General features: G+C 55.6%; 20 protein-coding genes, 1 tRNA gene and 1 pseudogene. 8 read left to right on the forward strand and 14 right to left on the reverse strand.

The features are described 5' to 3' along the window. Positions 1-768: a DISARM system phospholipase D-like protein DrmC gene (gene drmC / locus AU11_RS14875; protein ID WP_043320053.1), complete on the forward strand. Its 768-nt coding sequence runs from the start codon at positions 1-3 to the stop codon at positions 766-768. A 192-nt stretch (positions 769-960) separates the two neighbouring features. Here drmC and AU11_RS14880 read toward each other — a convergent pair. The 3 genes and pseudogenes from AU11_RS14880 to AU11_RS14890 all read right to left on the reverse strand — a co-directional run bounded on the left by AU11_RS14880 (position 961) and on the right by AU11_RS14890 (position 3,472). Beyond that, a pseudogene (locus tag AU11_RS14880) lies at positions 961-1,996 on the reverse strand (IS481 family transposase). Positions 1,997-2,169: 173 nt separating this feature from the next. After that, the gene (locus AU11_RS14885) at positions 2,170-2,526 is read right to left on the reverse strand and encodes a hypothetical protein (RefSeq protein WP_156035342.1); all 357 of its coding nucleotides are present in this window, start codon (positions 2,524-2,526) and stop codon (positions 2,170-2,172) included. Continuing rightward, the gene (locus AU11_RS14890) at positions 2,510-3,472 is read right to left on the reverse strand and encodes an integrase domain-containing protein (protein ID WP_043320055.1); all 963 of its coding nucleotides are present in this window, start codon (positions 3,470-3,472) and stop codon (positions 2,510-2,512) included. The genes AU11_RS14885 and AU11_RS14890 overlap by 17 nt, the downstream gene beginning before the upstream one ends. A gap of 762 nt (positions 3,473-4,234) precedes the next feature. Here AU11_RS14890 and AU11_RS18700 point away from each other — a divergent pair. Both AU11_RS18700 and AU11_RS14895 read left to right on the forward strand, forming a co-directional pair. Next, complete coding sequence (locus tag AU11_RS18700; RefSeq protein ID WP_081848144.1) at positions 4,235-4,432, forward strand: AlpA family phage regulatory protein; 198 nt, start codon at positions 4,235-4,237, stop codon at positions 4,430-4,432. Positions 4,433-5,274: 842 nt separating this feature from the next. Next, entirely contained in the window at positions 5,275-6,990 is a 1,716-nt protein-coding gene (locus tag AU11_RS14895; protein ID WP_156035344.1) for a hypothetical protein, read from the forward strand. Positions 6,991-7,063: 73 nt separating this feature from the next. On the opposite strand, the gene AU11_RS14900 is transcribed toward AU11_RS14895, so the two are convergent. The 7 genes from AU11_RS14900 to AU11_RS14930 all read right to left on the reverse strand — a co-directional run bounded on the left by AU11_RS14900 (position 7,064) and on the right by AU11_RS14930 (position 15,392). After that, a complete protein-coding gene (locus tag AU11_RS14900) occupies positions 7,064-8,311 on the reverse strand; it encodes an integrase arm-type DNA-binding domain-containing protein (protein ID WP_043320058.1) in 1,248 nt (415 codons plus the stop codon). 416 nt (positions 8,312-8,727) lie between these two features. Further along, positions 8,728-8,803, reverse strand: a tRNA-Phe gene (locus tag AU11_RS14905). Positions 8,804-8,926: 123 nt separating this feature from the next. Continuing rightward, positions 8,927-9,208, reverse strand: coding sequence for an oxidative damage protection protein (locus AU11_RS14910; protein WP_043320059.1), 282 nt, complete (start codon positions 9,206-9,208; stop codon positions 8,927-8,929). A gap of 8 nt (positions 9,209-9,216) precedes the next feature. Further along, complete coding sequence (gene mutY / locus AU11_RS14915) at positions 9,217-10,338, reverse strand: A/G-specific adenine glycosylase (protein WP_051687289.1); 1,122 nt, start codon at positions 10,336-10,338, stop codon at positions 9,217-9,219. A gap of 174 nt (positions 10,339-10,512) precedes the next feature. Beyond that, positions 10,513-12,630 (reverse strand): AsmA family protein, encoded by a 2,118-nt coding sequence (locus AU11_RS14920; protein ID WP_043320060.1) that lies wholly within the window; start codon positions 12,628-12,630, stop codon positions 10,513-10,515. A 97-nt stretch (positions 12,631-12,727) separates the two neighbouring features. Then, positions 12,728-14,971 carry a TonB-dependent receptor gene (locus AU11_RS14925; protein WP_043320061.1) on the reverse strand — a complete coding sequence of 748 codons (2,244 nt, stop codon included), beginning with the start codon at positions 14,969-14,971 and terminating at the stop codon, positions 12,728-12,730. 130 nt (positions 14,972-15,101) lie between these two features. Then, positions 15,102-15,392 (reverse strand): hypothetical protein, encoded by a 291-nt coding sequence (locus tag AU11_RS14930; protein ID WP_043320062.1) that lies wholly within the window; start codon positions 15,390-15,392, stop codon positions 15,102-15,104. Between the two features lie 151 nt (positions 15,393-15,543). On the opposite strand from AU11_RS14930, the gene hisB reads away from it, so the two are divergent. The 5 genes from hisB to AU11_RS17870 all read left to right on the forward strand — a co-directional run bounded on the left by hisB (position 15,544) and on the right by AU11_RS17870 (position 19,489). Continuing rightward, the gene (hisB, locus tag AU11_RS14935) at positions 15,544-16,131 is read left to right on the forward strand and encodes an imidazoleglycerol-phosphate dehydratase HisB (RefSeq protein WP_043320063.1); all 588 of its coding nucleotides are present in this window, start codon (positions 15,544-15,546) and stop codon (positions 16,129-16,131) included. 13 nt (positions 16,132-16,144) lie between these two features. Then, on the forward strand, positions 16,145-16,807 hold the full coding sequence (hisH, locus tag AU11_RS14940) for an imidazole glycerol phosphate synthase subunit HisH (protein ID WP_043320064.1): 663 nt from the start codon (positions 16,145-16,147) through the stop codon (positions 16,805-16,807). 40 nt (positions 16,808-16,847) lie between these two features. Then, a complete protein-coding gene (gene hisA, locus AU11_RS14945) occupies positions 16,848-17,591 on the forward strand; it encodes a 1-(5-phosphoribosyl)-5-[(5-phosphoribosylamino)methylideneamino]imidazole-4-carboxamide isomerase (protein ID WP_043320066.1) in 744 nt (247 codons plus the stop codon). A gap of 27 nt (positions 17,592-17,618) precedes the next feature. After that, positions 17,619-18,389, forward strand: coding sequence for an imidazole glycerol phosphate synthase subunit HisF (gene hisF, locus AU11_RS14950; protein WP_043320067.1), 771 nt, complete (start codon positions 17,619-17,621; stop codon positions 18,387-18,389). Between the two features lie 134 nt (positions 18,390-18,523). Next, complete coding sequence (locus AU11_RS17870) at positions 18,524-19,489, forward strand: helix-turn-helix domain-containing protein (protein WP_051687290.1); 966 nt, start codon at positions 18,524-18,526, stop codon at positions 19,487-19,489. 507 nt (positions 19,490-19,996) lie between these two features. Here the strand turns inward: AU11_RS17870 and AU11_RS14970 are convergent. The 4 genes from AU11_RS14970 to gpmI form a co-directional block, all read right to left on the reverse strand. Beyond that, on the reverse strand, positions 19,997-20,242 hold the full coding sequence (locus tag AU11_RS14970) for a DUF6316 family protein (protein ID WP_043320071.1): 246 nt from the start codon (positions 20,240-20,242) through the stop codon (positions 19,997-19,999). Between the two features lie 173 nt (positions 20,243-20,415). Then, the gene (locus AU11_RS14975; RefSeq protein WP_043320072.1) at positions 20,416-21,825 is read right to left on the reverse strand and encodes a S41 family peptidase; all 1,410 of its coding nucleotides are present in this window, start codon (positions 21,823-21,825) and stop codon (positions 20,416-20,418) included. 179 nt (positions 21,826-22,004) lie between these two features. Next, complete coding sequence (locus AU11_RS14980; RefSeq protein WP_231491960.1) at positions 22,005-23,147, reverse strand: murein hydrolase activator EnvC; 1,143 nt, start codon at positions 23,145-23,147, stop codon at positions 22,005-22,007. A 63-nt stretch (positions 23,148-23,210) separates the two neighbouring features. After that, the gene (gpmI, locus tag AU11_RS14985) at positions 23,211-24,755 is read right to left on the reverse strand and encodes a 2,3-bisphosphoglycerate-independent phosphoglycerate mutase (RefSeq protein ID WP_043320074.1); all 1,545 of its coding nucleotides are present in this window, start codon (positions 24,753-24,755) and stop codon (positions 23,211-23,213) included. Positions 24,756-24,915: the final 160 nt, after the last annotated feature.

Here is a 24,915-nt window from a genome sequence, read left to right on the forward strand (position 1 = left end):
ATGGAATCATTATTGAAGTCAGTCAATGACTTTGTACGCGATGTTCCTCAGGCAAGAGTGAATTCAATTGCAGCGAAAGTTTCAAGCCTGACCTCACAGCAGTTGGCAAAGACACCGCATGACTGGCTGACCACTGCGCATTCCAAAACGCGGTTTGACAGAGTTATAAGTGCTTGGAAATGTTCAGGTATATCTGGTCGAGAGTTGGCGGGTTTGTTGCGCGGAGCTAGCTATTCCTACCATGTAGCAAAACGTGAAGTGGAGGTGGAGTTAATCTGGACGGGCCCCAAGACCCCGTTGATGGCAACACGTCGAACTGAGCAGGCTTTGCTTGAAGTGATAGATTTTGCCAAGTCTTCGTTGTTTTTAACGAGTTTCGTTGCTTACAAAGTGCCATCCATCGTGCTAGCGATAGAGCATGCAATTCAGAGAGGTGTGAAGGTCTCAATTTTGCTCGAATCTTCTGACCAACATGGTGGGACAATAACCATTGATGCGATTGGCGAAATGCGAAAGCATTTGCCAGGAGTAAATTTGTACTATTGGGCGATTAAAGAAAATGAGTTCGAAGGGGCGAAGGTGCATGCCAAAGTAGCTGTTGCTGATGGGGTGAAGTGTTTTATCTCTAGCGCAAACCTTACAGGGCACGCAATGGAGAAGAATATGGAAGCTGGTGTAATAGTTGATGGTGGCAGTACCCCAAAGCACTTGCATCGCCACCTCAATGCTCTTGTCGAAACAAATGTTATAGAAATTGTTAATCGCTAGCTCGAATTCCGGGAAAAGTGGACCTCTATTGATTGCTGAATTTTCCCTTGGGAGCCAAAATTCTTGGATGAAACGCTTCGGAAACTAGAATCGAAGCTCCGTGGAAATTTGAAAAATAGGCCTTCACATGTAGTAGTTCAGACTTGATCTGACAGTTACCGGTTTTTCGGAAGGTGTTCTGTCAGGTCAGGTTCAGTTTACGAACTTTTCCATCCAGATCTTTTTGCCATCCTCGAGCATCTGCATTGGAGTCCGGCCACAGCACTTCTTGCCCTGATGAGTGCGGTCATTATTGTAGTACGCAAGCCATTCGTCCAGATCCGCCTGTAGTTCTTCGATCGACCCGTAAATCTTGCGTCGTAATGAGGGCTGGTAGAACTCTTGCAGTATCGTTTTATGGAAGCGCATCACAGATGCCATTGGTTTGCGGGTGACGAGCCTTCGTCTTTGTATGCTCGATCTCATTCACGCTCAGATACAGCTGGTAATCGTGCTGTTCCAGCTTGCCACAGTATTCCGTGCCGCGGTCGGTGAGGATGCGTAATACAGGCAGATCCTGAGCAGCATAAAACGGCAATACACGGTCATTCAGTAGGTCTGCAGCAGTGATTGGCGTCTTGGTCGTGTACAGCTTACAGTGCGCGACCTTCGCATAGGTATCGACATAAGTCTGCTGATATACGCGGCCAACGCCTTTGAATGTCCCGACATAGAAGGTGTCTTGCGAGCCCAGATAACCCGGGTGCTGGGTTTCAATCTCACCACAGGCCTCGTCGTCATGACGTTTGCGCTCTAGAGCCTGCACCTGGGATTCTGTGAGGATCAGTCCTTCCTCAGCAACCTTGGCTTCCAGCGCCTTCAAACGAAGCTTGAAGTTAGCCAAGTCATGCCGCAGCCAGATGCTTCGAACACCACTTGGTGAGACAAATACACCGCGCTTGCGCAGCTCGTTGGATACCCGCACCTGACCGTGAGCGGGCTCCTCTACGGCATATGCCAGCACCGCTTCCTCGATAGCAGAATCAACGCGATTCTTGTGATTTGGTACTCGCCGGTTCTTCTCCAGCAACGCATCCACGCCGCCACTGGAAACCGCCTCTTTGTACCGATAAAAGGTATCTCGCGACACACCGAGCATCTTGCAGGCTTTGGAGATGTTACCGAGTTCTTCCGCCAGATTGAGCAGTCCGGTCTTGTGTTTAATGATGCGATCGTTAGTATGGATCATGGGGTTTATCCTTGGTTTTGACTTTGGGTTTAGGCACCTTCATCAAAACCGGTAAACCCCTTCTTTTCAAGGAGATGTGTCAGATTTGGTCTGAACTAATCCACTTCACAGCTTAAATTTCTTCAGTCCAAATACTTAGGGAGTGTAGTGCATAGGTACGAGATTGGTCGCCCTTATTCATCTGCACTCTCACAGACGAATTGCACGGGTCCCCTTTCCGGGGCGGTAATCCCCAGGTGCTCAGTTGCATAGCTCCATTGGCCATAAAATTCTGCAATTTCGCGAGCGACCGTTTTGTATACATATGCTGTTTTCTCACTATATTCATTATCGATCTTTCCCCACAGCCAAATCATGTGATCTAAAGTCCACGCACTTGGTCGGACATGATGCTCTTCGAGAACTTTTTTAGCGACTCGCATCATCAGCTTTTGTCGTCGTTCATTTGTTGGACGTCGCTTCCCTCGGCGGTGTCGAATAATTGTTTCAATGTCGCGCTTTACATGCTGCGTACTAGTCCTTTTGCTCATTGCTGTGCCCCCGATAGCTTCCGATATAGATTGAAACAACTTGCACTCGGCCATGTCCTAGTTCGTGTGTGATGGTTTCACGAGCTAACTGGTCAAGATTTCGATGTGCAAGTGGATAGCCAAATGCGCGGCAATTAACCGGGGTGTAGTGGCCCGTAATTTCTCTATACCGACGGGCAGCGTATTCATGCCTTAGTTTGTGAATGGTTAGCCCGTATTTTTCCTTGAGAATCGGCAGAGCTTCATTTTCGACCAGTTTTTTAAATGTGTCTCGTTTCATCCCAGTTGGAATCAAGGAAAACATTGGTCCAGTAAACTTGCGACAATGACAGAGCCAACTGTATGCACTGTCATTGGCTGAGATAAGTCTTCTGCATTCTCTCCCTCGCCCGCCTTTGGTCCCATAGACGATGTCGATATTACCCGTTTCAGCATGCTCCTTGAGTGCTGCAACTATATCTAGGGAAACAGCCTCCTCCAGCCGCAGACCGAAGTGCACGACCAAGCCAATAGCCGCATGAACTTGCGTTTGTAAACTTCCCTCTAGCTCCGCGATGATCACTTCAGGCGCGATATACAGGTGTGGATCGAGTCGAGCGGTGCGACGTCGGCTTTGGGTAGTCTTGGACGGAGAAATGCTATCCCACTTTCCATACGTGATGGTTCTCATCACAGAATTAATAGCGGAAGTCTGTTTTTGTAAGTAGGCCGGGGCGTACGTCGGTACGATTGATTCTGCGAACTGGCTTAGGTGTTGCTCTGTGTATAGAACCGCATCATGAATTCGATGCTCCTCGCGCATATATTTGGCGAATTTCTTGAACGCTTGGATATAGCACTGAATCGTCCTATCGCCTATTTCACCTTTTCTGGCTCGTTGATTCAATGCCCATTTTACCGCTTTGACTGGAGATTGACCCCAGCCATAGTTTTTTCCGGTGCTCATGCGTGGTTACCTGGTTTTGAAACTCGGGATGTATGAAGAGCTCAGCGTGCGTTACGGCCAATGAGTTCAGCGATTTCGCCGCTAATTAACGGCTGCCGAATCTGCACGTGAGAAAGAACGCCATAGAAAGCTGGCGAAGGTGCATGTCGAGGGTTCATGTACTAATGAAGACCGACACGATTTTGAATTGGGGATGCTCTATACGCGGGCCAGGTCACGCCTGGCATCCCCTGAGGGTATGGACCTGATCACTCACCAGGAGTGATGTCATCTATGCTCATCGGGCCGAGCTAGCTAAACACAGCAGCGCGCTGTGTTTAATCGGATTTAATCCAATTTAACTGGTCTCCTCTCCCCTCTAAGCCTTATTACAGCGGGGTTAATGGTATCGTACACCTATTAACGTTTCTGTCTATGGTAAATACAGAAAAATTTTGAGATGAGTTAACGTGAGACAACATGGGATTAAAAAAATTTTCGAGAATGCTTTCTGGGCTTGCCGCGAGCTCAAGAAAATAGCTTTCCTGTGTAGTTAAAAAGCGGCAGGCATAATTATTGAGATAGAGTCATTGTGCGAAAAGCCGAATTTAGCGGAAACGGAATTGATCAACTGTTGAGAGCCACAGCTAAGTCATCGGTGAACATTGTGACCCTGCCCTCATTGATTCGCCTTCACGGGAGGGTGCACGCAGGTCGCTCATGTCACTAGGCATCGCTAGGTTGTGGTATCACTATTCCTGTGAATAGTTAGGGAAACATACCATGAAAGAACAAGATCAAAACCGAATTCTGCGGCGACCAGAGGTGGCCAAGCTCTTGGGGATTGGCGAAAGTACATGGTCGAGGTGGGTATCTGAGGGTAAAGCGCCCCAGCCCACCCGTCTATCATCCCGGACGGTAGGCTGGCCCTATTGGGTCATATTGAAGTTCATCAACGACAAGTCGCCGATACCGGATTAATTGCTGAAAACCTTGCAGACTCTGACGTATATATACCAACTTTTCTGGTCAGTGTAGGTGGTAGTGGTTAGCTAGCAAGTTAGTTCTCTGCTGCCTGTACAGTGAATACCGCGAGTTTCGCGGAGGCCAATTGGTTTGAGTCACGCTGCTCGTAGGATGGTGGCCTGACTCTGCTCGTCTAATTTCTCAAACTCCGCAGGCGGGATATTGACGCGGGCATCGGCAGCCGGGGTGGATGGGGGCGCATGCGCAGCTGCCTTGCGAATCCAGCTGCTCAGTGTCTGGGCGGTCCAGTCGATCTTCCTGGCCACGGCCTCAATAGGGGCCCACTGCGATGTGTGGGACTCCCGAACTTAGTAGACCATCCGGATGGCCCGGTCACGGACTTCAGGGGAAAACTTGAGGTGTGTACTCATATGGGCGCCATTCTTTCCGAAGGTGGAGCATTTGCGGAACTCGGAGCGGCTCAAAATCTGGTTAAGCCAAAAAGCGAAAAGCTCGCTGATTCAATGCTGGATATTTGTCGTACGCTGGAAAGCAACCTATATTCGTACGATTAATGTAAAAAATTCTCAGAGTGAATTTTGTAAATTTGTAGCGCTTTGTATATAGAGAGCGTTTGACTTCGATGACTCTTTGTTTCGTATCTATCAAAGTCCCACCGAGGTTATAAGTGTCTGTCTTTTTAATTGAAAAAATAGTTGATGACTTTATGTTTCCCAAAATTTCTAGATTACTAAATCAGCTGGGTTCGATTAAAACCCAAAAAGATTTCATCTGTAGTTCTTGTGGTCATATTATCACTTGCAATAAATCTTTGAGGTGGTCTGATGAGATCGCAAATGAAAACGCACTTTCAGTTCCTTGCGGATGTGGTTGGAAAAAAAGGTGATAACTTTTGGTTCACATCAGTCTATCGTGGCGCAAAGGAGCCGGTAGAGGCTACTTGCAAAACGTGTCTAACGGATATTTCGAGGCCGGCTGAGAGTTTCTACACGAGAGGTTGTCCTTCTTGCGAAGCCGCAAAGCGGGGTATGAAAGCAAGGGTGTCAATAGATTTCGTTGAACGTACGATTTCCAGCAGAGGTGGGAAATTAATACATAGTGAATACATTGATAGTCATTTATACGTAACCTATGAGTGCGGAGCAGGAAATATATCGAAAGTTCCATGGAATTCGATTCAACAAGGGCATTGGTGCAATTGTTGTAAACACCAATCTGAAAGCTTGGTGCGGAATATTTTGGAGCTGGCCTTGGGGATTGAGCTTACCAAATGCAGGCCTGATATCTTAAGAAATCCAGAAACTGGTCGAAATTTGGAGTTTGATGGATACAACGAGGATGAAAAAATTGCATTCGAATATGATGGCGGGGGGCATAAAAATCCCAATCATATCTACTGCCATAGCAATGTCTTAGATCGTGACGAATTTAAAAGGCGCGCATCAAAGAGCCATGACGTTACTTTGATTGAGGTCGATAGGATCGATAAATTTAACGATCTTCGGGATAAGGTCGCGAGTGTTTTAGATCAAATTCCCCATGGTATTTGTTATTCAGAGGTGAAAATAGAGGAAATTAGCTCAATCTGTCGAGCACCAGAGTGTTGGCTTGAAATTCAGAAGGCTTGTACGGCTAACGAGCAAACCATCATCACTCCCAGATATATCGGTGTGAAGGGTTTTTATAATCTTCAGTGTCATAAGAAGCATGAGCCATATGTTTTGCGCGGCGAATCGATTAATGAGGCGAGGACTGAATGGTGTCTAGAGTGTGCAGGAAAGACTCTAGAGCAGAGGGTTGATCAATGTAAGGAAATTATTGTGGCTATAGGTGGAAAATTTATTTCCGCTGAAGCAATATCGTTGTCAAGAATATCCATTACATATAAGTGTCAACGCGGGCATAAAAATATAGATAAAAGAAGCGATCATATCGTTGATGGGCACTGGTGTGGCACATGCTATAAAGATCGTAGTTCCTCGAAAGCCTACATGAAGCTGATGGATGACGCGGGCAAGCGTTATGCAAGATTGCTATCCAATAAATATTTTGGAAAAAATAGAAAGCATAAATTCCAATGCATTCTTTGTGGAGAAGTTTTCAATCGCACGCCACACGAGCTGCGCTGTGTCAAAATTGCCTGCCCTAGTATTGCTCACAGAGCGGTGCAGCATGCTAATTTGCAGCCAAGAAATACTGAAGAAGGTATGAAGTCGGAATTTTATGAATATTTAAAGCTGAATGGATGCACTTATATATCTTTCTCCGGAAATTGCCAGTCCGATATGAGCGCTACATATGTATGTAAGGCGAACAAGCATGCCTGTAAGATGGCTTACCTGACCTATAAAAGAAGAAAAATTTTTTGTCATCAGTGTGAACTTGAGAAGATAACTATTGATAAACCTGCAAGTTTGAATTTTAAGATGATAGGGGCATACTTTGGATGGAATGAAAAAACACACTATGAGTGTAATAAATGTAGAAAGCTGCTTTATGTAACCCCTCGAACGTTCTCTATGAAGAGGAGGCCGTGTTGTAGTCCGATTTAGTCGTGGTATTTCATCTGGCTCTGTATTCAGGCAGATCGCGTATGTCAGCTGAATTTTGTCTAAGCCAATCCAATTAGCCGATTGTATTTGCGATTGTTTTTAGCTTCTCCAAATGATCGGCCCAGCGCTGCATCATGGCGCGGCGTTCGGTTAGGTGAGTGGTCCTGTTGTAGGCGCGTCCGAGTGGATCACGCACACGATGCGCAAGCTGCGTCTCTATCAGTTCCACCCGCTCGTGGAGTTCTTCGTCGAGCAGTGTTCGAGCGCTCGCGCGGAATCCGTGAGCGCTATGTGCCGGCAGTTTGGTAGAGGTACTCCGGTTGTTTTTTCGGTGTTTGTAACCGATTTTTTCGAGAGCCCTATTCATGGATTCCGGGTTTGCATGATGATGATGATTTCGCTGGCCACGGAACACATGTGGCAAATGGCCGGTATATGGTTGAATCCCACGTAGTATCTCGATTGCTTGCGTTGACAACGGAACCAAGTGATCAGATTTGTTCTTTTTTCCCTCTTTTTTATCCTGCCAGGGAATGGTCCAAAGGGCGTCGTCAAAATCAATATCTTGCCAGCGCATTTTAGCCAGTTCGATCGGCCGCTGAAAAACCAGTGGTGCAAGCCGCAGCATTGTGCGGATCACTATCGACCCTCGGTAGTTGTCGATTGCAGCAAGCATCTTGCCAAATTCGGCTGGGTCGGTAATTGCTGCGTGATGCTCAGTTTGTTTCGGTGGCAGTACACCCTGAAGTACTGCCGCCGGATTGTGTCGGGACAAGCCGCTTTGAACGGAAAACCGGAGAATTTGGTTTAGAACCTGGCGTGCGTTGTGCGCTGTTTCCAATGCGCCGCGAGCGGCGATTTCTTGCAGTAACTGTGCGAGCTCGTATGTCTGGATTTCTGTTACCGGGCGTGATCGCAAACGTGGAACCAAGTCATTGTCCAGTAGTGCCCTCCTTTTTTTCCGCGTCGATGGTGCCCAGGTTGGTTCTCGGAGTTTGTACCAGTTCTCGGCCACCTGTTCGAACTGATTGTTATTGATTTGAACTTGTTCCCGCGCCTGTTGTTCACGCCAAACGCGGGGATCAATCCCTTCTGCCAATAGTTCCCGGTAATGCTCGCGGATCGCGCGAGCTCTTTTGAGGGTGATGGCAGGGTAAACGCCCAGTCCGATATCGCAGCGTTGCCCCTGCCAGACATAGCGGAAGAGCCAGCGTCGGGTGCCACTTGGTAGCACTTCGACCATCAGTCCCTGTCCGTCGACCATTCGATACTTTTTGGACTTGGGTTTTAGCGCTCGCAGTTTTGTGTCTGTCAAATACATGGGGCTGGCTCTCCTATCCTGTCTGGCGTGTAGACAGTGCCGATGATTGTTGCCTCGCGACAAAGCGCACCAAGGGTGCTCGTCGTGCAGAGGTACATGCTGGCAAGGAACCGGTAGGGCAGGTGCGGCGAGCGCCGGGGATAGAGGGGGCGCTCGCCTACGGCGTGATCGGAGGCCGGAGGCTTGAATTTGGGGGATTGGCGTAGGGTAACAATTCGCGCGAACGCCCACGGTATAAGGGCTGGAGGCCGATTGTGTGGGTACGAAATCGCGGAAAAGCGCCGTAACCACACCCGTAACCACAGATTGTGGGTATATAGGGAGTGGACGTGAGTCGTTTTGAGAAAACAAAAAAGCCAGCAGACCTGATGGTTGCTGGCTTTTGAGCGTATCGGAGAAAATCCGATAAAGGTAGATGGTGCCCAGAGGCGGAATCGAACCACCGACACGGGGATTTTCAATCCCCTGCTCTACCGACTGAGCTATCTGGGCATTGCTGATTCGGGGTTGTCCCCGGCAGCGAGGCGCGTATTAAACCTGCTCTCTCGGGGGGAGTCAACCCTTTGATTGATAAATAGTTTTTGCGATTGATCGGGGGAGTTGGTGAGCGGTTGCTTACTTGTCGCGGTCTTGCTCGGGGACGAAGCCTTCGGCGTCGTCATAGTCTTCGCCGCTGAAAAATTTGCTCATCTGTTCGGCCAAATAGGCGCGAGAGGAGGGTTCCATCATGTTCAGACGCTTTTCGTTAATCAGCATGGTTTGATGGGCCATCCACTCCTGCCAGGCCTTGGCGGAGACGTTGTCATAGATGTCCTGCCCTTTGGGGCCCGGGAACGGCGGGTTGGGGAGGCCTTCGAGTTCTTCCTGGTATTTGCGGCAGAAGACGGTGCGGGACATGGTTTCTCCTAACAGGGTGCCAATAGTGGGGCCCGCAGCGCCAGTAACTGTTTGACCAGCTTGGCGATGGGTGCGGGCAGGCCCAGATCCTGGCCGGATCTGGGGCGATCGAGCTGGCGCAGTTTATACCAGCCACTGGCCCCTTCCGCCACCTGCGAGGGCCTGCGGGGCAGGCTTATCCACACCGGGTGGATATCCAGATGAAAGTGACTGAAGGTGTGGCGCATGGGCGGCAGGGCCTGAATCTCGCTGGTGTCCAGATCCTGCGCAGCCAGCCATTCCTGGGCGCTGGCCTCGCCGCCGTCGTCGCCCTCAAGCTGTGGCGGTATCCAAAGGCCACCCCAGATGCCACTGGCGGGGCGTTGTTCGAGATACAGGTCGCCGTCGTGCTCGATCAGCAACAGGGTAGTCTGGCGCTCGGGCTTTTCCTTTTTCGGTTTCTTGCCGGGGTAATCCGTGGGGTTGCCCTGGGCGCGGGCGATACAGTGACTCGCGAACGGGCAGCGCTCGCAGGCGGGTTTGGCGCGGGTGCACAGGGTGGCGCCGAGATCCATCATCGCCTGGGTATAGTCGCCGGTACGCTCCGCGGGGGTGTAGCGCTCGGCGATTTCCCACATCTGCTTTGCCACGGCGGTCTGCCCCGGCCAACCTTCAACGGCGTGGATACGGGCCAACACCCGCTTGACGTTGCCATCGAGAATCGCTGCCTTCAGACCCATGCTGATACTGGCAATGGCGCCGGCGGTAGAGCGGCCGATGCCTGGCAGTTCGCTTAGTGCCTCGACATCCCTTGGGAATTCTCCGCCGTGATCGTTCACCACGGTCTGCGCACATTTGTGCAGGTTGCGCGCGCGGGCGTAGTAGCCGAGACCGCTCCAGTGGGCGAGAACCTGATCCTGGCTGGCGGCGGCGAGGGCCTGCACCGTAGGAAAAGATTCCATAAAGCGCTGGTAATAGGGGATAACCGCCGCAACCTGAGTCTGCTGTAGCATGATTTCCGAAACCCATACCCGGTAGGGGTTGATGTCCTGCTGCCAGGGCAGGTCGTGACGGCCGTGCTGGTCGAACCACTTGAGCAGGGCCGACTGAAAACGTTTTGGTGTTTTTGGGTTGATGGTGGGCTTGGGCATGAGCGTAAACAAAAATGGGCACCGCGAAGGGTGCCCATGCTACTGCGTTATGCGCTTTCGTCATACCGGCGAATGCCGGTATCCAGTGTGTATTGGAAGCTCAGTAGAGCTGGACCCCGGCCTTCGCCGGGGTGACGAGGTGAGAGGCCGGGGTGACGGTAGGTGGTATGAAGATCAGTCGCCGCGGTTGAACAGGCCTTTGAATTTGTCTTTCAGCTTGTCCTTCAGCTCGTCGGTTTTCTCTTCCACCTTGTCCCCGTACTTTTTCTCCGCCTGGTATTTCAATTCATCGCGAATCAGGTCGTCGATGCGGCGGCTGTCGGGTTTGCAGGTGGTGGCGCCGGCCTCGTTGAACTTGGCGTTGCAGCGCAGGGGCAGCGGGCGGTTGCGCCAGCGGGAGTTCTGTACGGAACAGCCGTTGCCGGAGGTGCGCTCGCCGACAAGGGCGAGGCCTAGGGCGAAGTCAAAATCCTGTTGCTCCAGGTTGACGGTGCCATCGCCGGTGAGTGCGATATTTTCGATACCCGCATTGATGCCTTCCACCTTCGCCACATCGCCGTCCAGGTTTACGCTGGCACGCAGATCCTGCAGGCGGGTCTGTGCCGGCCACTCCACTTCGGGCATGGGGGTCTTTTCCGCATAGCTCACCAACTGGCACATGCCTTTTTCCAGATTGAATGGCGCCAGTGCCAGTTCCTCGGAATTGAGTTGCACGGCTGCGCGCAGGTTTTTCTGCAGAGCGAGGGTGTCGGCGCCGCTGGTCTGACCTACCCAGGTGAGGTTGGTTTTGCCGGACAGGGTGACCTTTTTCTGGTCGGTCGCCTCCGGTTCATCGCTGGCAAACAGGGCTTCCTGTACCTTGGAAATTTCCACCCCGGTGAGGCCACCGCTCAGCTCGCCGCGGGCGGAATTACCGCGGGCGTTGAATACGCCAGTGCTGTTCAGGGTGCCGCCGTAGAGGCCGGCGGCCAGTTTGTTCAGCTGGTACAGGCCGTTGCTCACGTTCACCGCCAGCTGTGGATTGTCGATTTCGAAATCCAGCGCGTGCAGCTTGTCCAGGGTCAGGTCCAGCTTGGCGTTGAATCCGCGCATGGCCTCCAGTGGCAGTTCCACCGGTTGTGCGGCGGCGACATCTGCGCTCAGCTCGTCCTGCTCTGGGGTGGTGGCAGGCGGTGGCAGGTAGTCGTCCACATTCAGCTCACCGCCTTTCAGGTCCAGGGAAACGCTGGGAACGGCTTTGGCGTCTGTGGCTGCCTGAAAGCTGGCGCTGCCGTTGAACGTATTGTCGTCCAGTGCCAGCTCCAATGGCTGCAGGTTCATCTGGGTGTCGGTGCCGCTGATATCGGCGTCGATGCGCAGGCTTTGCAGGGCACTGCTGCTCTGTGGCTTGTAGTCACTACCCACCGCGGCGAGCCAGCCGGCAATCGGTTCCACATCGACCTTGAGGTTCAGTTGGATTTGCCATGGGGCACTGGCCTCTACGCGACGAACATTACCGCGCAGATTGACCTCGGCCTTGGCACCCTCGGCACCGGTGAGCTTGATATTGGCTGGCTGCAGGCGCAGGCCGTTCAGACCCTCATCAATAGCGAGGCTGCTGTGGATATCAAGATTCACCGGCTCGGGGAGATCACTGCCGGCCAGTTCCGCCTGCAGGCGCACGTCGCCGGGTTTGCCGCCGGGGACCAGATTATCCGCGGCGATGTGCAGTTTACTGATGGCGTACTCGGTACCGCTCTGCTTGTCGGTGTAGCGCAGAACGCCGTCTTCCAGACGCAGTTGCTCCAGCGCCAGCTCCAGTCCACTACCTGAAGCGGATTCTTCCTCTTTGGGGATGTCGAGAGTGGGCGGGGTTTCGCGCCTGGTTTTGGCGTCCTGTTCGGCCTTGGCTTCCATGGCGTCGGTGATCAGTTCCCAGTTGCCCTTGCCGTTTTTATCCACGGTGAGCGCCACCTGCGGGCCGAGCAATACGATTTCCTTGGCCTCGATACGCTTGTCCAGCAGTGGCATCAGCGCTACACCGACCGCCACCTTGTCCGCTTCAAGCAGGGATTCGCTGGGCAGTGCCAGGGGTGCAAGTTTTACCCCTTCGAGCTTGAGCGCGATATTCGGCCAGATCTGCCAGCCGATATCGCCGTCGAGGGTCAGGGCAATACCCTGGTCGGCGGCGAGCTTTACGATTTTGGGTTTGTATTGATTGGCATCGAGGCCGGATAGGAACCAGGCGATGACGCCGGCAAAAAGAACGAAGAGAACAACGAGGGTAATAAGACCGCGTTTGATCCAGGCCATACAGAGCGCATCCTTAATCTGACATTGGCGAGAGGGGTGCGGCACCCGGAACACAGGTTCCGGGTGCCGCGGATGCGACTATTGAAGCAGTTGACGGTCAGAATTGGAACCGGATACCCGCTTCCACGCTGCGCCCCGCTTCCGGCGCGAAGTCGCGCAGCAGCGAGGTGGAGTTGCGGATCTCTTCATCCAGCAGGTTGCGGGCGCTGGCGAAGAGGACTGCATCGGTGCCACCCAGGTTCAGGTTGTAGCGCGCGGTCAGGTCCATGCGGGTGTAACCCTCGGTGGTTTCCTCGAACGCGCCGGCGCGGTCCTGGGCTGCGGCTTTGGTGGTGCGCAGTTCCCAGTTCAGCTGGTCGTAGTTACCGCCAAGTGCCAGGCCTACACGCAACGGCGGCATGCGCGGAACGGCGCGGTGGTAGTCGGCGACTTCCTCGTGCTCATGTTCGTGCTCGTCGTGGTCCGCTTCTTCTTCGTGCTCGTGCTCATCGTGATGCAGCGCGAGATCACTGGTAAAGCTGGCGCGTACGCTGTCACCGAACAGTTCCACATAGTGACCGCCGGCGAAGGGGAAGCGCACGGAGGCTTCGGCACCGTAGAATACCGCGTCGCGATTGGTGTAACCGTAAATCGCCAGTTCTTCATCGTGGTTCTCTTCGCCGGTATTGGCGGCGTAGATGTAGTCGGTCACCCGGTTGTAGAACAGGTTGGTCTCGACCTGTACCGCGTGCCAGCCGGAGGCCTCCTGATTGTGGTGGTGGTAACCCAGCTCCAGGTTGAAGGATTTTTCTTTGTCGAGATCCTCTTCACCTTCCAGGTAGCGGGCCTCCGCCAGGTGAGCGCCGTCGGCAAACAGCTCTTCCGCCACCGGCGCGCGCTCGGCGTGGGTCAGGCCAAGGCTCAGGTGCTGGTGTTCCGCGAGGAAGTACTGGATAGAGCCGGACAGCCCCAGCAGATTGAAGTCCTGGGTTTCACCCTGCTCCGGATCGACGGTGACCTGCTCGACACGGCCCCCCAGATCCAGATGCCAGTCGCCCCAGGCGCGTTCTTTCATGGTGAACAGGCCGATGCTCTGGGTATTGCTGGGCTGTACAAACGCCTCGTCGCCAACCGCAGCAAAATCCTTGTTACTCAGCTGCATGCCGTAAGCACCACGCCACAGGCCGCCGTTGTCGTGGGTCAGTTCCACGCGGCTTTCCCAGGCTTCGTTGGTGAAGCGGGTGCCTTCGTGGAAGTGGTCGCCGTGAGACTCCAGCTCTACGTGCTCGTAATCGTTGTAGCCGAGACGCACGCTCAACTTGTCCCAGTACTCGCTGTTGAAGCGGTGCTCGCCCTTGATGTCGTAGCGGGTCTGGGTCATGGCGATGCGCACGCGCTCTTCACCATGCTCTTCATGTTCTTCTTCGTGCTCTTCCTCGAGGGCGTGATCCTCGTCTTCGTGGTGCTCGTCTTCCTCGTGCTCATCTTCGTGGCTGTGCTCGTGGGTGCCCAGGGGAATACCGTAGTTGTTTTCCAGGCGGTTCACCGAGAAGCCCAGGAAACCGGTATCGGTTACCCAGGATAGGCCGGCGCTGGCGCTTTTGGCGCGGGCGTTGGTGTTGCCGACGAAGCCGTCCGTGTTGAACTCTTCTTCCTCGTGGTGCTCTTCCTCACCCTCGTGCTCTTCGTGGTCGTGCTCCTCATGCTCGCCATGTTCGCGGATCGCGAGGCCCGGGATCTCGGTATCGTCGTTGTCGCGGTAGACCCCGTCCAGATACCAGGCCACGTTGCCCGCACCACCGGTCAGGCGGAATACACCGGCATCCTGGCTGTTGGCGGTGTCGTGGCGCATTTCCACGGCGCCTTCCATTTCTTCCGGTACTTCACTGGGGATGCGTCCGTCGAGCACGTTCACCACACCGCCGATGGCGCCGCTGCCGTAGCGCAGGGCTGCCGGGCCGCGCAGGATTTCAATGCGTTCTGCCAGCAGAGGTTCAACGCTGATGGCGTGGTCGGAGCTGGTATTGGAGGCATCGGCCACGTCCAGGTTGTCGTTCAGCACCTTCACCCGGTTGGCGCTCTGGCCGCGGATGACTGGCAGACCTACACCGCTGCCGAAAGCGGCATTGGAAACCCCCAGCTGATTGTTCAGGGTCTGCCCCAGGGTGCCGGCGGCCTCCTGGCGCAAGGCTTCACCGGATAGCACCGACACGGGCGCGGCGACCACATCGGCTGGCTTGGCGAGAGGTGATACGGTGACATTCACCTCTTCGATAGATTCTTTGGTGTCGACAGCCTGGGCGGAAACAGCAGAAGACAGCGCGCAGGCAACAGCCAGCGCCAGAGTGTTTACTCGGTACATTGTTGGTTATTCCTGTAAATCACAGGCAACGGCCACCCAAAAGGCCGACGCCAGAATACATAAGCGTTATTAGACGACTAGCGGAAATGGCAGGCCATAGCAGGCGAGCCGGGGCTAGCAGCGAGTGCGATTAGCTGAGGGGCAGGTGTGCGGGCGGGCCGCGGGCAGACTGGCGTTCCGGCTGGCAATCGAGGGCTACGGGGGCCTGCTGTTCGATATACAGCGGTGCCAGATCGGTGGATTCGAAGGTAAATTCACTGCCTGCGGGCGCAGGGGTGTGATTGTTGGACAGGTCGCACATGGCGTGGGCCTGCTCATCGATATGAATATGCTCCGCAAGCGCCGGCTGCGCGAGCATCAGCGCGAGCAGCAGCACAAAGCTGACCCAGACAGGGGTCTTGTGGCGGGAGCATATATTCATGGGGCGTATGATATTTGATCTCCGCAGTGAATCAAGTTTCATCTGACACTAACATCCAAAATCCACCGCGTTTGAGCGTATAATTCGCGCCTTCTGTCTCAGGAGCCGGCTAAAGGGCCCGCTCCTCTCTCCAATCAAGGATGTAGACCTCATGCGCACCGCCAGCGTCAACCGCGACACCCTGGAAACCAAGATCCAGGTCAGCCTAAACCTCGACGGCAAAGGCACCGGTAAATTCGATACCGGCGTTCCCTTCCTCGAGCACATGATGGACCAGATCGCCCGCCATGGCATGATCGATCTGGATATCACCTGCGACGGCGACGTGCATATCGACGATCACCACACGGTGGAAGATATTGGCATCACCCTCGGTAAGGCCATCAACCAGGCCATCGGCGACAAGAAAGGCATGACCCGCTACGGCCACGCCTATGTGCCCCTGGACGAGGCCCTCAGTCGAGTCGTCATCGACTTCTCCGGGCGCCCCGGTCTTACCATGAATGTGCCGTTTACCCAGAAGCGCATCGGCAACTTCGATACCGAACTTTTCTACGAATTCTTCCAGGGCTTCGTGAATCACGCCCTGGTGACCCTGCACATCGACTGCATCCGCGGCTTCAACGCCCATCACCAGATCGAAACCGTATTCAAGGCCTTCGGTCGCGCCCTGCGCATGGCCCTGACCCCGGACCCGCGCATGGAAGGCGCCATGCCCTCCACCAAGGGCGTACTGTAAGGCGGGAATGAGCATGCAAAAGATCGTCGTCCTCGACTACGGTATGGGCAACCTCCACTCCGTCGCCAGCGCCCTGAAAAAGGTCGCCCCCGGTGACGAAGTCGTCCTCGCCACCACCCCGCAGGAAGCCGAAGGCGCAGACCGCCTTATCGTCCCCGGCGTCGGCGCCATCCGCGACTGCGTAGAAGGTTTCATTCGCCCCGGCTTCGTACCGCTGCTGAACCAGTGCATCGAATCCGGTATGCCCATCCTTGGCATCTGCGTGGGCATGCAGATCATGATGGCCAGCAGCGAAGAAAACGGCGGCGTCGACTGCCTGGGCATCTTCCCGCAGCCGGTCAGATTCTTCGGCACCGACCTGCACGATGAAGGAGCGATTGGCGCCCGCGGCGCAAGGTTGAAAGTCCCACATATGGGCTGGAACCGCGTACAGCAGAAAATCGACCACCCCATGTGGAAAGGTATCGAGAACGGCAGTCGCTTCTATTTCGTGCACAGCTACTATGTGCCATCCGAAGGCAATGACGCCGTCGCCGGCGAGACCGACTACGGTGTGCAATTCGCCGCGGCTGTCACCCGCAACAATATCTTCGCCACCCAGTTCCACCCGGAAAAGAGCGCGGATGCAGGTATGCAGCTATTAACGAATTTTGTCTCTTGGAACGGCAGCAACTAACTCCGAAACGAATACAGCTGGAAACAGGAAGTTAACCAAAATGATCGTAATCCCAGCCATTGATCTGAAAGACGGCGAGTGCGTACGCCTGCGCCAGGGTGAAATGGAAGACGCCACCGTCTTCTCCGACGACCCGGTCGCCACCGCCGAACACTGGCTCAGCCAGGGCGCCAAACGCCTGCACATCGTCGACCTCAACGGCGCCTTCGCCGGCAACCCCGTCAACGGCGACGCCGTCAACGCCATCGCCCGCCAGTTCCCGCAATTCCCCATACAGATCGGCGGCGGCATCCGCGACCTGAAAACCATCGAGTGGTACCTAACCGCCGGCGTCAGCTGGACCATTATCGGTACCGCTGCGGTAAAGAATCCCAAATTGGTCAAAGAAGCCTGCCGTGAATTCGAAGGCCACATCATCGTCGGCCTGGACGCCAAAGACGGCCTCGTCGCCACCGAAGGCTGGGCCGAAGTCTCCGACGTGCAGGCCACCGAACTCGCCAAAGAATTCCAGGACTGCGGTGTCAGTGCCATTGTCTACACCGACATCGCCCGCGACGGGATGATGCAGGGGGTAAACCTGGAATCCACCATGGACCTCGCCCGTGCCGTGCAGATCCCCATCATCGCCTCCGGCGGTGTCAGCTGCATCGAAGATATCGAAAAACTGCTCGAAGCCGGCGACGACAAGACTGAAATCTTCGGCGCCATCACCGGGCGCGCCATCTACGAAGACAAGCTCGACCTGCGCGCCGCGCAGACACTGTGCGATAACTGGACCAAGTAACTGACATTAGGTAATCGGGATATCAACATGGGCCTCGCCAAACGCATTATTCCCTGTCTCGACGTCGACGCCGGCCGCGTGGTCAAGGGCGTCAACTTTGTCGATATCCGCGATGCCGGTGACCCGGTAGAAATCGCCCGGCGCTACAACGAAGCCGGTGCCGACGAAGTCACCTTCCTCGATATCACCGCCACCCACGAAGGTCGCGACACCACCCTACACACCGTGGAGAAAATGGCCTCCCAGGTCTTTATCCCGCTTACCGTTGGCGGCGGTGTGCGCGAGCTCCAGGATATCCGCAACCTGCTGAATGCCGGCGCGGACAAGACTGCGATCAACTCCGCCGCGGTATTCAATCCTGACTTCGTGCGCGAAGCCGCCGACCGCTTTGGCAGCCAGTGCATCGTTGTCGCCATCGATGCCAAGCAGGTTGGAAATGACAAAGAGCCGAAGTGGGAAATCTTCACCCACGGCGGGCGCAAGCCCACCGGAATCGACGCGGTGGAGTGGGCGAAGAAAATGGACAGCTATGGCGCTGGTGAAATCCTGCTGACCAGCATGGATCGCGACGGTACCAAAAACGGCTTTGACCTGGCCCTGACTCGCGCCATTTCCGATGCGGTCTCCGTACCGGTGATTGCGTCTGGTGGTGTGGGCAACCTGCAGCACCTGGCCGACGGTGTTTTACAGGGCGGCGCCGATGCGGTGCTCGCCGCGAGTATTTTCCACTTTGGTGAATACACCGTGGGAGAGGCCAAGCAGTTTATGCAGGATGCCGGGATTGAGATGCGCTTATAGCCGCATGCGGTTACCGGCGACGGTTATCTGCAGAAATGTGACTGACTCATCAGTTCTGGGCTTTGTGCTGAGCGTTTCCGGCATTCTCTGAGAATAGTGCTATAAATAACGGTCGGGTAACTGGCTGGTTCGTTATGGGCTATTTTCGATTCAACTCGCAGGATTATTCCGAAAGCGAACGCCGCACGGCGCTGGCGGAGACCTATGCGCCACTGTGTGGCCTGGATGTGGACGTTGGCGACGAACAGCTGGATGTAAACGTCGTGGTCCGCGCGTTCCCCCGCACGGTGGTGGCAGACTCTTTTCTGGTGGATCACACCGCCTGGCGTACCCACACGCATATTGCCGACGGCGACGATTCCATGTTGCTAGTGATTCCGCGCCAGGGCGTGTCGGGTATTGCCTCTGGTGGCGGCAGTGAACAGTTCTGTACGCCAGGGGAACTGTATTTGCTGCCACTGGAAGACCCCTATGTGAGCCGGAATGAGGGGGCTCACTTTGTTACCAGTATCGGCCTGCCGAAACAGTTTCTGGAGAGTCGGCTCGCCGCGCCGGATCGGGTGATAGGCAAGAGTTTTCGCCCTCGCGACGCTAGCGCATTTGAGCTGCTTCTCGGCTATTTGAAAAACCTGTATCACGCCAGAGACGATTTGTCAGACTCTGCCGCGAAGCTCGCCGAAATCCAGATTATGGATCTGGCGGCCCTGGTACTCGGGGTTGATAGCGATAGTGAAGTGGCGGCAGGTAATCGAGGTGTACGATACGCCCGGTATCAGGCCATGCGCAACTACATCAATCTGCGTATGTTCGATCCGGAGCTCAGCGCAGATATTGTGGCTCGCCACTTCAATATTTCGCCCCAGTATCTGCGCAAGATCTTTGGGGAGTTCAACTTCACTTTTACTGATTATCTCAATGCCATTCGGTTGGATTGGGTGTATCAGCAGCTGGTCAACCCGGCCAAGGTGCGGGACTACATTTCCACCCTTGCTTACCACGCGGGCTTCAGCAATCTGGCCTGGTTCAACCGCGCCTTCAAACGCCGCTTTGGTCTCTCTCCGTCAGACGTTCGAGAGAAAGTTACCGAGCAGATACGTTAGCCGTTCAGACTGTGCGATCCGATAGTCGCGAATAACACCGGCCCGTACAGCAGATAGTATTGGCGTACGAATAGCCTTTTCGGTTGAATCAAATAAGTCCTGGGGTTACGGGTCACCTCCGGTTTCAGAAATGACGAGATGCCAAAGGACTGGCATGGGTAGCGGGTTTGCGTGGTGAAGCCCGCTGAGTGGGTGTTGGCCTGTGCCCCCGGGACTTCCCGGCGCGATTGCATGCCGGGAATGGTGGCCGGAAATTCATGCGGTTAGTATCTGCCCGGGTAGCGAATAGTATCAGGGCGTGCGCTGGGGTGCGCTTTACTTAATAAGCAGCTTGATTTGCTTCTTTGCATTGACGGTAGCACTACCTGCCCCGGCGCTTCAATGGAGTTGGAGTGAGTTGTTCGGCAAAAGGATTTGCTGAATCCGGGCTTATCAGGCTGTCTCCAGTAGTAACTATTTAGTACCTTCGAAATTCTCAAATGCCAGGTTCCCTCCCTGGCATTTTTTTTAGAACCGGTTTGCACTGTGCCAGCGACGTGCACGCAGGCTGCCGAATGGTCGTACATTTCCGGCGTAGTTCTGAGCAGGGCTCAGAAACTGTGTCGCAGCCTTTTTGGCTTCCGCTTTACACGAGTAAGGACCGAAGGTCTTGCCGCCGCGGGCATTGAAATACCAATCGTCCCCCAGCTTGTAAAAACGATCTGACCGAGGGGGAATATTCGATCCCTCTTCTCCACGACGATACTGCTGCATGGACACCCTCGCTACTGCTATACCACGTTGAACTGTTCACATATCTGAGATTTGCGGACACCGATAAAAGAAAACCGACGGCCCTGTTTCAAGTCTAGCTATCGGTCAGCTCGCTCGAAGGTCAGGGGCGCCGGTTGTTATATTTTTCGGTGCCTTGAAATACGCAGGGCGGGTCAGAGGTCTTCCGGGCGCACACGGGCGACCTTGTCTTTGCGCTCTTCTGCTTCGGCAGTGCGTTTTTCGCCGCTTTCGCCGGGTACACGACGGACATACAGGTTGAGTCCTTTGAGCACATTGAGTGCTTCAAAAACCTGATTATCCCGGCTGTACCAATCGTCCTGATCGGCTTTTGCACGCTTGCGATCTTCCGAACCGCTTTCCTTGCCGCCATTCCCGTTGCCCAGGTGGCCGGCCAGGTCTGCCTCAGTAGTGCGTGCCCGGCCGTCCATGCGGGTCACCTGCACCCGTTCCACGGTGATATCCGGCTTGATACCCTGCGCCTGGATCGAACGGCCCTTGGGAGTGAAATACAATGCTGTGGTCAGCTTGATGGCGCGATCGTCGTTGATCGGGATGACCGTCTGTACCGAGCCTTTGCCAAAACTGTCGGTACCCATCACCACGGCGCGACGGTGGTCCTGCAGTGCGCCGGCGACGATTTCTGCCGCAGATGCGGAGCCGTCATTGATCAGTACTACCAGCGGCGCGCCTTTACTGAGATCACCGGGGCTGGCGGAATAGCGCAGATTGGAGGATTCATTGCGGCCTTCGGTGTACACCACCAGGCCCTCCTCCAGGAAGGCATCGACAACCTCTACGGACGACTGCAACACACCGCCGGGATTATTGCGCAGGTCGATCACAAGGCCCTTGAGCTCGCCCTGTTTCTTGAGCTTGTTCATCGCCCGTACCAGGTCACCGCCAGTGTCCAGCTGGAACTGGCTGATCCGCAGATAGCCGTAACCGTCTTCGAGCATTTCGCCGCGCACGCTGTAGACCCGCACCTTGTCGCGCTTAAGCGTCACATCGAACGGTTCCTTGTGTCCCTTGCGTCCGATGGTCAGCGTCACCGGTGAGCCTACTGGGCCGCGCATTTTTTCCACCGCATCATCCAGGCTGACGCCGCGCATGGATTTTCCGGACATGCGCAGGATGACATCACCGGCGCGCAATCCCGCGCGTTCGGCGGGGGTGTCATCCATGGGGGTGATGATAGTGATGTAATCGTCTTCGATACCGACTTCGATCCCCAGGCCGGCAAATTCACCAGTGGTGTTCGCCTGCAGGTCGGTGAAGGAGCGACTGTCCAGGTAAGAGGAGTGCGGATCCAGCCCTTGCAACATGCCCTTGATGGCAAACTCCAGCAGGGTGCTGTCGTCGACTTCTTCGACGTAGCCCCGACGGATCTGTTCGAAAACCTTGGCGAAACTGCGCAGGTCCTCCAGTGGCAGGCGGGATTCGGCTTCCAGCGAAACGCGATCATCGCTGGTATCCAGTTGACCGGCCTGGCTGAGTCCCATCAGCGGCAGAGCGGTGAGTGCTGCGACGCCAATCAGGCGAGCGAGCATTTTGGGGGTGAACATAATCTGCACGTCCTTGGCATTTATCGTTACTTTCCAACAGAAATTGTAGACCCGGCGCAGATGCAGAGCTCTGAAGTTGGCGGAGATTAGAACTGGTGTGGGGAGCGGACGGTAAAACCGCAAGCAGAAATATGTTAGGGAGGGCGCCTCTCGCGGGGGTGGGAAATGTACCGGTGAAGTTAGCCCCGGCACCAGGCGGTGGGGTCCTGCGGTTTGCCGTTGCGGCGGATTTCAAAATAGAGCCCGGGCTGGCTCATGCCGCCGGTATTCCCCACTTTGGCAATGGTGTCACCGCGTTCCACCCATTCGCCGATGGCGCGGGTGAGAGACTGGTTGTGGCCGTAGAGGCTCATATAGCCGTCGCCGTGATCGAGGATGATCAGCATGCCCTGGCCGCGCAGGTAATCGGAAAAAACCACACGCCCGCGGTGAATGGCTTTCACCGGGGCGCCTTCACTAGCGCGCAGGGTGACGCCAGTCCAGGTGATGCCATTGGCGCGGCGTTGACCAAAGGCGTTGGCACGGCGGCCACTGGTTGGCCACTGCATGCGCCCGCGCTGTTTGGCAAAAGGCGTATCATCACTGGGGTTGATCAGACTGGCAATGGCGCGTCCCACTTCATCCACCAGCCGTTGCAGGCGACTGCGGTCGCTGTTGAGCTGGTCCAGTTCACCGCTTTTACTGGCGAGCTGGCTGGCCAGTTTGTCTAGGGTGCGCTGGCGGTTCTTCTGAGCGCTGACCAGGGCGCGGCGCTTTTCTTCCAGCTGGTCGCGTTCGCGGGCGAGGGTATCCTGTTCCCGTTCAATACCTGTACTGACGGTGGCGAGCTGATCAAGGGTGGATACGTAGTCTTCGATAACGCGGCTGCGCTGTTTGAGGAAGTAGTCGTGGTAGCGGAGTTGGCGAGCGATGTGTTGAGGGTCTTGCTGGTTGAGGAGCAGCTTGATCTGCTCCTGGCGTCCGAGTCGGTAAGCGGCGGCGACTTCCTGCTCGACCCGCCGCTGCATACTTCGCCGGGATTCCTGTAACTGCTGCTCTTCCCGTTTGAGCTCCTGCAGCTTTTCGCCACGGGACTGCATGTCCGATTTGATCTTGTCGATCCGCTGCAGCAGCTCGGAGATGTCTTTCTCGTTGGATTCCAGGTCCTTCAGCAGCTGGTCGCGCTCGCCTTTGACCTGATTCAGCTCCTGCTGCAGAGTCTCGATACGCTGCTTGATCTCCGCCAGTCGCGCCTGTTGCTGCTCATCGCCTGTCTGCGCGAGACAGGCGGGTGCCAGCGACATCAGTGCGGTGAGGACCATCCCGTAAAACGTTTTGCTCAAGGGCTTCATCGTGTCAGCTTAATCTCGCTTTAGGCTCGCGCCCGCAAAGCGGGCGCATTGCAATCAGTTGATTTTGATCAGCGGTTCGCCGTTCATTTCCTGTGGCTGCGGCAGACCCATCAGTGCCAGCATGGTGGGGGCCACGCCCGCCAGGCTGCCGCCATCGCGCATGGTGACATTGCGTTCGCCGACATACACAAAAGGTACCGGCAGGGTGGAATGCTGCGTACTTACCTGGCCGGAACCGGCATCGAACATTTCTTCCACGTTGCCGTGGTCGGCGGTGATCAGCACCTCGCCCCCGGCGGCCAGTGCCGCCTTGGTGACGCGATCCACGCAGCCGTCCAGCGCTTCTACCGCTTTAACCGCAGCTTCGAATACACCGGTGTGACCCACCATATCACCATTGGCGTAGTTGCAGATGATCGCATCGAACTTGCCGCTTTCAATGGCCGCGACCAGCTTATCGGTCACTTCCGGTGCGCTCATCTCCGGTTGCAGATCGTAGGTCGCCACATCCGGGGATTTGACCAGAATACGCTCCTCGCCATTGTAGGGCTCTTCGCGGCCTCCGCTAAAGAAGAAGGTCACATGTGCGTATTTTTCCGTTTCGGCGATACGCAGCTGGGTTTTGTTCTGGTTCTGCAGGTACTCACCGAAGGAATTCGCCATCGCCTCCGGCGGGAAGGCGCAGGCGGCGTCGATGGTGCTGGCGTATTCGGTGGTCATTACGAAGTCCGCCAGTTTCGGTGTGGCGGTGCGCTCGAAGCCGTCGAAGTCCGCTTCGGTAAAGGCGCGGGTCAGCTGGCGCGCGCGGTCCGGGCGGAAGTTCATAAAGATCAGGGCGTCGCCATCGTTGAGTGGCGCCGGTTCGCCAATCAGGGTGGGAGCGACGAATTCGTCGTTCTCGTCACGGGCGTAGGCCGCTTCTAGGCCGGCCAGGGCGGAGTCGGCCCGATGCTCGGCTTTGCCCTGGGTGATCAGGTCGTAGACCGGCTGCACGCGCTCCCAGCGGTTGTCGCGGTCCATGGCGAAGTAGCGGCCGGCAATGGTGGCGATACGCGCGGTGCCCAGGGCATCGCACACCTGGGTCAGGCGTGCCAGCGGGGTTTCCGCGCTGCGCGGTGGGGTGTCACGGCCGTCGGTGAAGGCGTGGATGTACACTGCCCTGGCGCCGCGCTGGGCGGCCAGAGTGGCCATGGCCACAATATGATCATCGTGGCTGTGCACGCCGCCTTCGGAGGCCAGGCCCATAATGTGCACGGCGCCGTCGCTGGCGATGGCCTTGTCTACGGCGGCGGTGTAAGCCGGGTTCTTGAAGAAATCGCCGTCCTCGATCGCCTTGTTGATACGGGTGAAATTCTGGTACACCACGCGGCCGGCGCCGAGGGTCATGTGTCCCACTTCCGAGTTGCCCATCTGCCCCTCAGGCAGGCCCACCGCCATACCGGAGGTGTGAATCAGGGTTTTCGGGCGGCTGGCCCAGATCTGGTCCCACACCGGGCTCTTGGCCGCGGCGATGGCGTTGTGTTCGCTGTGCTCACTGTGGCCGAAGCCGTCCAGAATCAATAGTACCAGGGGGCGCTTGGGCGAAGACTCGGATGCCATGGGATTGGAATTCCTGTGTTGGGTGTTCGTAGTAGCTGGTGTGTCGGGTTGCGTAATCGGTAACTGGCCCACTCGAATGCAGAGAGACCTACCGGAATATCCTCCGGCGTCATTGCCAGAACGCGAAAACTTTGGGGGTGCACTACCGCAGGTGGCGGAT

The organism is Microbulbifer sp. HZ11 (assembly GCF_000708675.1).
In the GTDB taxonomy this organism is placed as follows: Bacteria; Pseudomonadota; Gammaproteobacteria; order Pseudomonadales; family Cellvibrionaceae; genus Microbulbifer.